Raw genomic sequence first — 6,787 nt, forward strand, 5'->3', positions numbered from 1 at the left:
ATCAAGGTGTCCGGAAAACCGGGGAAGGTCAGCCACCGATTCGGGTGGCAGGCTGACGGCCCGGATCGCACCGGCACGGACGGCCGCCTCCGTCGACCAGACCGACGAGGTATGCGAGCGCCCGACGAGCAACGCCCGCTGGCACCGGCGAGGGGGCACCATACGGGCCACTAGGGCGGCTCAGCTCCTGCCCGGGCGGCATAGCAGCTCAGCGCAGGGCGACGCCGGTCGGAGGCGCGGGGGATCCGACGTCGTTCAGGTGGCGCAGTGCCTCGGCCCAGGAGCGGCCCAGCGTGGTTTCGTGGTAGTCGATGTCGCGCTCGGCGCAGAACCGCCGGATCAATGACCGGGCATGGCGCAGGTTGGGACACGGCATGCTCGGGAACAGGTGATGTTCGATCTGGTAGTTCAGGCCGCCGAGCACGGTGTCGAGGAACATGCCGCCGCGGACGTTGCGGGAGGTGAGGACCTGTCGCCGTAGGTAGTCGAGGTTGTCGTCAACGCCGAGGATCGGCATGCCCTTGTGGTTCGGGGCGAAGGAGCAGCCGAGGTAGAGGCCGAGCACGCCCTGGTTGACGAGGATGAACGCGACCGCCTGTGCGGGGCTCAGGAGCAGGAACACGGCGGTGAGGTAGCCGCCCAGGTGCAGGGCCAGCAGTCCGGCTTCGGCGGGTCGGCGGGCGATGCGGCGCGGGCCGAGGAGCGCCTTCACGCTGTTGGCGTGCAGGTGCAGGCCTTCCAGCAGGAGCAACGGGAAGAACAGGTACGCCTGGTAGCGCACGAGCAGTGCACCGAGGCCACGCCGCTGGCGGGCCTGGCCGGCGGTGAAGGACAAGGGCGCCACGGTGATGTCGGGGTCCCTGCCTTCGGTGTTGGGGTGGGCGTGGTGCCGGTTGTGCTTGTTCACCCACCAGCCGTAGCTGATCCCGGTCAGGAGGTTGCCGTGCACGATGCCGACCAGGTCGTTCACCCGGCGCGAGCGGGCTATCTGCCGGTGCCCCGCATCGTGCCCGATGAACCCGGCCTGCGCGAAGACCACCGCGAGGGCCACCGCGACGCCGAGCTGCCACCACGATTCACCCAGCCGGACGAACAGGACGCACAGTCCGGCGAAGGAACCGACGACCAGGCCGATGCGCACTGCATAGTAGCCTCGCCGTCGCCTGAGTAGACCCGCTGCGCGGACCAGCCGGGACAGGTCCGCGTAGTCGCTACCCCGCTGCCGGTCGGCGCCGAGACTGGTATCGCTCACGATGGCTGCTCCCACTGGCCCTTCTCCGTCGGCTTGTCTCAGCGATGGCGGCTCGACCAGCCGATCAGGCGGGCCATGAGCTTCTACTGCCTCGGGGTTGGCCGCTTGGCGGCGGCCACGCCGCATCAGACCACGCCCCCCGGGGCTGTTGAGCAGGCCCTTGATCCGTTGACTCACCGATCCCGACGTTACGGTGCACTCCCTCTCTGGTCGGTCCTGCGTCGGCTGACTCTGTTGCCTCTTCACCTTGGATTTTGGGCGATCGGCCAACCCGTTGCAGCGGATTGGGCTCCATTGCGCGAGAGCACGGGGGTCGCCCTGGTGCGAGGTGTGCGCCTGATGCACGTCCGAGCAGAGCGAATGCGGACGATCCGCTGCCTGGCGAGCCTCATCCGATGCTCCCTTGTGAGGCCGTCTCGAAGGGTCGTGAGGCCGTCTCGAAGGGTCGTGCTCACGGACGGCGGTGCGGACACGCTGGTCGGATCCACCACCGTCGGGGCGCTCGGCGAACCTGAACGTGCCGCGGCCGGCGGCCGGGACGTGCGATCAGCCAGCACGACGAGCAGGCTGTCCCCGGCGGGAATGACGATTGGTCGATGCCCAGGCGGGCTGGTGGCGACGGCACCTAGCGGCCACCGGGGACCCGGGTGACATGCTCACCGTACGCCCCACCGCGTGGATCTGCACCCGCACCGGGCCGGCTTCTCCCGCACACGTCGCCCTGCTGATCGGTGTGGCGCTCTACCGCACCGAATCCGTGCGCCGTTCTGAAACCACGAGGGTGGGGGCAACGGAGGCACCCCGAAGGGCCGGGATTCTCGTGCCAACTGGAGGCGCGAGTCGCCGATACCAGCCGAGAGAGGACAAAACCTACCTTTGCGGCATTATGGCCAATAACCCCTAGAATCATGCAGGGCCTCCTTGCCACCCGACTCGGCCGGTTCCCCCACTGCACAGTCCCGAAGACCCGGAGTCAGTAGACGGGAACCCGATGACGACCAACAAAGCTGTAGGGCTGGCCCGGAAGGGCCAGGGGCCCCAGCGGACAACCTTGCTGGAGCTGCTTCTCGATCTGGTCTTCGTCGCCGCGCTCGCCCTGACGTCACGGACCTTGGCCCAGCGTCTCGACTGGGTCGGGGCCATCCAGACCGTGGTGCTGCTTTTGGCGATCTGGTGGGTCTGGTCCGTCACCGCGCTGGTAACCGAGCTCTACCACGCGCAGCGGCCCCCCATCCTTGTCATGACGCTCTGGGTCATGCTCGGAACCCTGCTGATGGCTGGCACGCTGCCCGACGCCTTCTCCCACCACGCCCTGGTCTTCGCGGGCGCATACGTGGCGATCCACCTGGGACGTGACATCTTCCTCGTCGCCGCGCTGCACAACCGTGCGGCACACCTGCACCCCAGCCGATTCATCTTCTGGTTCCTCGTGTCCGCCGTACCGTGGCTCGCCGGCGGCCTCGCGGCAGGCCCAGCGACGGGCCTGCTGTGGACCGCGGCGCTCGCCATCGACTACGGGTCAGCCTGGCTCCGCTACCCCACGCCCCGGCTCGGCCGGGTACCCATGTCCCAGTACACGGTGGCAGCCGACCACCTGGCGGAGCGCTACCAGCAATTCTTCACCCTCGCCCTCGGCGATCTCATCCTCGTCACCACCCTGACCTACGCCGACAACGACATGACAATCAGCCGCACAACGGCACTGCTGGTCGCCTTCGCCGCGACCGTGCTGCTGTGGCAGATCTACGTCCACCGCGCCGGGGCCCTGCTACAAGCCACCATCGAATCCTCCCGAGATCCGGGCGGATTCGTGCGGTCCACGCCCAACACCCACCTGCTCATGGTGGCCGGCGTCGTCGCCGCCTCCGCCGGTTTCGAAGTTGTCATCGCCCACCCCACCGAGCACACCACGCCCTGGCTGGCCGGCGTCATTCTCGGCGGCCCCGCGTTGTTCCTGGTCGGACGTGCCCGCTTCGAATACGAGGTGTTCAGCCGGGTGTCGCCGTCCCGCCTGGTCGCGCTGCTCATGCTGATCGTCGCCGGACCCGCTCTGGTGATCGCACCCGCGCTGGTGGCCGGCCTCACCGCCACCCTCGTCCTGGCTGGAGTTGCCATCGCGGACGGCATTCGGGCACGCGGACACCCACCCGAGCAACCAGCCCCCTCCATGTAGCTGGAGGGGGCTGGACCGCTCTGTCTGAGGTGTCCGTCGAGGAGCTCAAGCAGGCCCGCCAGTACGCCCAGATCGCGACCGTGCAGAACCTCTACAACCTGACCAACCGGCAGTCTGAAGCCGTCCTGGACTACTGCGAGGCCGAGGGGATCGGGTTCATTCCATGGTTCCCGATGGCCACCGGTGAGCTGGCCAGGCCAGGCGGACCGCTCGACGCCCTGGCCGCGCAGAGCGGCGCCACCCCGGCCCAACTCGCGCTGGCCTGGCTACTGCACCGCTCGCCGGTCATGCTCCCCATCCCCGGCACCTCGTCCGTGGCGCACCTCGAGGAGAACCTCGCCGCGGCGGGCATCGCCCTCACCACGGAGCAGCTCGCCACGCTGTGACTTGCCTGCGCGCCTCTCTGGAACTGATCCGGGACCGGGGTCACCCTGGCCCGACTGGGCCGAGTGGGAACACGTTTCGCTCGCCGCCCACGGCTGAGCCTTGGCGGGCAATCCAAGGAGAAAACTATGGCGGGAACCCGAAATCACTGGAAGCGCTGGCGGACTGCCGCGTCCACTCCAACCCGGTATATGAGCCCGGCACTCGCGGCGTGGCCGTGGTCGACATCTTCCGTTTCGACAAGCACGGCCAGATCGCCGAGCACTGGGACACGGTCCAGGACGTGCCGGCGACCACCGTCAGCGGCAACGACATGTTCTCGACGGTCAGCCATCCACGGACCAACCAGCCCGGCCCGTGCTGGAAGACGGCCTCCAGCGAGCGGGCGGCGGTCGGCTACTTCGACACGCCATGCTCGAGGTAGCCGGCACCATTCGCTCGCCCCACCGATCTGCCAGGCGCCGCGATCCCGCCAGCGGGTAAGGACGGGTGAGACCTAAGCCGTCGCTCAGGGGGCGGGATACGCCGTCACTGACCTCCTGTCTGACGGCCCACCCAGACAGCTCCGCCCGCATCCCGACGGACGGACGTCCGCCGAGGTCAGCCACCTGTCCACGGAGTGACCCCAGGGGGTCACGTCTCCACAGGTTATTCACAACGCACTCCACCGATCTCCACGCCGGCTCCCTACAGTCATGGCCCATGAGGGAACGCCGCGTACTGGTGGTCGAGGACGAGCGGACCATCGCCGAGTCGGTGGCCGCCCGGCTCCGCGCCGAGGGCTTCGCCGTGGACATCGCCGGCGACGGCCCCAGCGCCGTCGAGCGGTTCCGCAGCGGGCAGCCGGACCTGGTCGTGCTGGACGTGATGCTGCCCGGCTTCGACGGCCTGGAGGTGTGCCGGCAGATCCAGGCCGACCGGCCCGTGCCGGTGCTGATGCTGACCGCCCGTGACGACGAGACCGACCTGCTGGTCGGGCTCGCGGTGGGCGCGGACGACTACCTGACCAAGCCGTTCTCCATGCGGGAACTGGCGGCACGGGTGCACGTCCTGCTGCGCCGCGTGGAGCGGGCCTCGGCCACGGCGGCACCCGCCCTCCGGCTCGGCGACATCGAGATCAACCAGGCCGAGCGACGGGTCCGCCGGGGCGGCGCCGACGTCCACCTGACCCCGACCGAGTTCGACCTGTTGGTGCACCTCGCCGGCCGGCCCCGGGCGGTGCTGCCCCGGGAACGCCTGCTGGCGGACGTGTGGGGCTGGGCCGACGGCTCCGGCACCCGGACCGTGGACAGCCACGTCAAGGCGCTGCGCCGCAAGCTCGGCGCGGACCTCATCCGGACGGTGCACGGCGTCGGCTACGCGCTGGAGGTGCCGGCGTGACCTCCACCCTGCTCACCGGCGTCGACCGGGTCCTCGAACTGCTGCCCCGCCCACTGGACCCCGTCCGCTCGATCAAGGTGAAGCTGGGCATCCTGCTGGTCGCCTCCTTCACCGCCGGCCTCGCCTACTTCTGGTACGCCATCGGCTGGCTGCCACCGATGACGTCGGCCACCGCGATCGCTGTCGCGCTGCTCACCTCCCAGGTGCTCGCGCACGGGATGACCTCGCCGCTACGGGAGATGACCGCCGCGGCCGGCGGGATGGCCCGGGGCGACTACACCCGCCGCGTCCGCGCCACCTCGCGCGACGAGGTCGGCGAGTTGGCCCAGGCGTTCAACAAGATGGCCGAGGACCTGCACGCCGCCGACCAGCGACGCCGCGAGCTGATCGCCAACGTCTCGCACGAACTGCGTACGCCGATCACCGCACTCCAGGGCGCCTTGGAGAACATGGTCGACGGGGTGGCCGAGCCGGACCCGGCGGCGCTGCGCGCCGCGCTCGCCCAGACCGAGCGGCTGGGGCACCTCGTGGCCGACCTGCTCGATTTGTCCCGCCTGGACGCGGGCGTCGTGCCGCTGCGGCGGGTGCGCATCGACGTGGCCGACTTCCTCGACGAGGCGGTCGAGCACGCCAGGGCGACCGCGGCGGGCGCCGGGCGGGACGTCCGGTTCCGGCTGGAGGGGCCGTCGACGCCGCTCATCGTGCACGCCGACCCCGGGCGGCTGCACCAGGTCTTCGCGAACCTCCTCGACAACGCCGCCCGGCACAGCCCGGTGGGCGGCACCGTCCGGGTGTCCGCGGAGGAACACGGCGGCCAGCTCCGCTTCGAGGTCAGCGACGAGGGCGAGGGCATTCCGGCGGCGGCGCGGTCCCGCGTCTTCGAGCGGTTCACCCGGGGCGACCGGGCGGCGGGCGGTGGGACCGGTCTCGGCCTGGCCATCGCCCGCTGGGTGGTCGAGCTGCACGGCGGCCACATCCAGGTGCTCGACCCGTCCATCCCCGCAGGTGGCACCGGACCGGGATGCCGGATCCGGGTCTCGCTGCCCGCGGACGAAACGATCCGAGAAGAGGTTGCATGAGCACTCCCGCACCGGCAGACCCGCCGCCGCCCGGCGGCCCGGCGGGTGCCGCCGAACCCGCCCCGGCCGCCCCTAGCGGCAGCGCCCCCGGCCCGGCTGGCCAGGCCACTCGTACCGCCGCTGCCGTGACCGGCGCCGGCAGCGCGACACCCCGTAGCGCCGCTGCCGTAACCGGCGCCAGCGGCGCCGGGGCGCAGACCCCCGTCGCGCCGACGGGCGCCGGCGGGGCGACGGCCGGAGTCGCGAGCGGCACGATCGAGGCCGCCGGGGTCCCACCCCGCGGCGGACCGGCCGTACGACCGGGCGGCGTCGCCGTGGCGGCGCAGCCCGTCCCACCGCAGATCGGGCCACCGCAGATCGGGCCCTGGCCGCCCGTCGCGCCACCCGCGCCCTCGCTGGTCGCACGGCGGTGGCCGGGACCGACCGCGCCGGCCCACCCGCTACTCCTCGGCGCGATGACCGCCGGGGCGATCGTGGCCGCCTCCGCCGTGCCGCCCGACCGGCCCGGCCTGGGTTGGT

At 71.0% G+C, this 6,787-nt stretch carries 5 protein-coding genes and 2 pseudogenes; 6 read left to right on the forward strand and 1 reads right to left on the reverse strand.

Annotation, left to right across the window (positions count from 1 at the left end; translation table 11 throughout):
- Window positions 1-208: 208 nt before the first annotated feature.
- The gene (locus tag C1I99_RS09630; RefSeq protein ID WP_438941398.1) at window positions 209-1,255 is read right to left on the reverse strand and encodes a fatty acid desaturase family protein; all 1,047 of its coding nucleotides are present in this window, start codon (window positions 1,253-1,255) and stop codon (window positions 209-211) included.
- A 1,048-nt stretch (window positions 1,256-2,303) separates the two neighbouring features.
- On the opposite strand from C1I99_RS09630, the gene C1I99_RS09635 reads away from it, so the two are divergent.
- The 6 genes and pseudogenes from C1I99_RS09635 to C1I99_RS33935 form a co-directional block, all read left to right on the forward strand.
- Window positions 2,304-3,425, forward strand: a complete 1,122-nt coding sequence (locus C1I99_RS09635) for a low temperature requirement protein A (RefSeq protein WP_233512433.1) — start codon at window positions 2,304-2,306, stop codon at window positions 3,423-3,425.
- Window positions 3,426-3,445: 20 nt separating this feature from the next.
- Window positions 3,446-3,811, forward strand: a pseudogene (locus C1I99_RS09640) (aldo/keto reductase); the annotation flags it as partial.
- A gap of 209 nt (window positions 3,812-4,020) precedes the next feature.
- A complete protein-coding gene (locus C1I99_RS09645) occupies window positions 4,021-4,233 on the forward strand; it encodes a nuclear transport factor 2 family protein (RefSeq protein WP_111133868.1) in 213 nt (70 codons plus the stop codon).
- A 278-nt stretch (window positions 4,234-4,511) separates the two neighbouring features.
- Window positions 4,512-5,189 carry a response regulator transcription factor gene (locus C1I99_RS09650; protein WP_111133869.1) on the forward strand — a complete coding sequence of 226 codons (678 nt, stop codon included), beginning with the start codon at window positions 4,512-4,514 and terminating at the stop codon, window positions 5,187-5,189.
- Entirely contained in the window at window positions 5,186-6,268 is a 1,083-nt protein-coding gene (locus tag C1I99_RS09655; RefSeq protein ID WP_111133870.1) for a sensor histidine kinase, read from the forward strand. Before C1I99_RS09650 ends, C1I99_RS09655 begins: the two co-directional genes overlap by 4 nt.
- Window positions 6,265-6,787: pseudogene (locus C1I99_RS33935) on the forward strand (hypothetical protein); the annotation flags it as partial. The gene C1I99_RS09655 and the pseudogene C1I99_RS33935, both read left to right, overlap by 4 nt.

It is taken from the genome of Micromonospora deserti (assembly GCF_003236335.1).
Lineage (GTDB): Bacteria > Actinomycetota > Actinomycetes > Mycobacteriales > Micromonosporaceae > Micromonospora > Micromonospora deserti.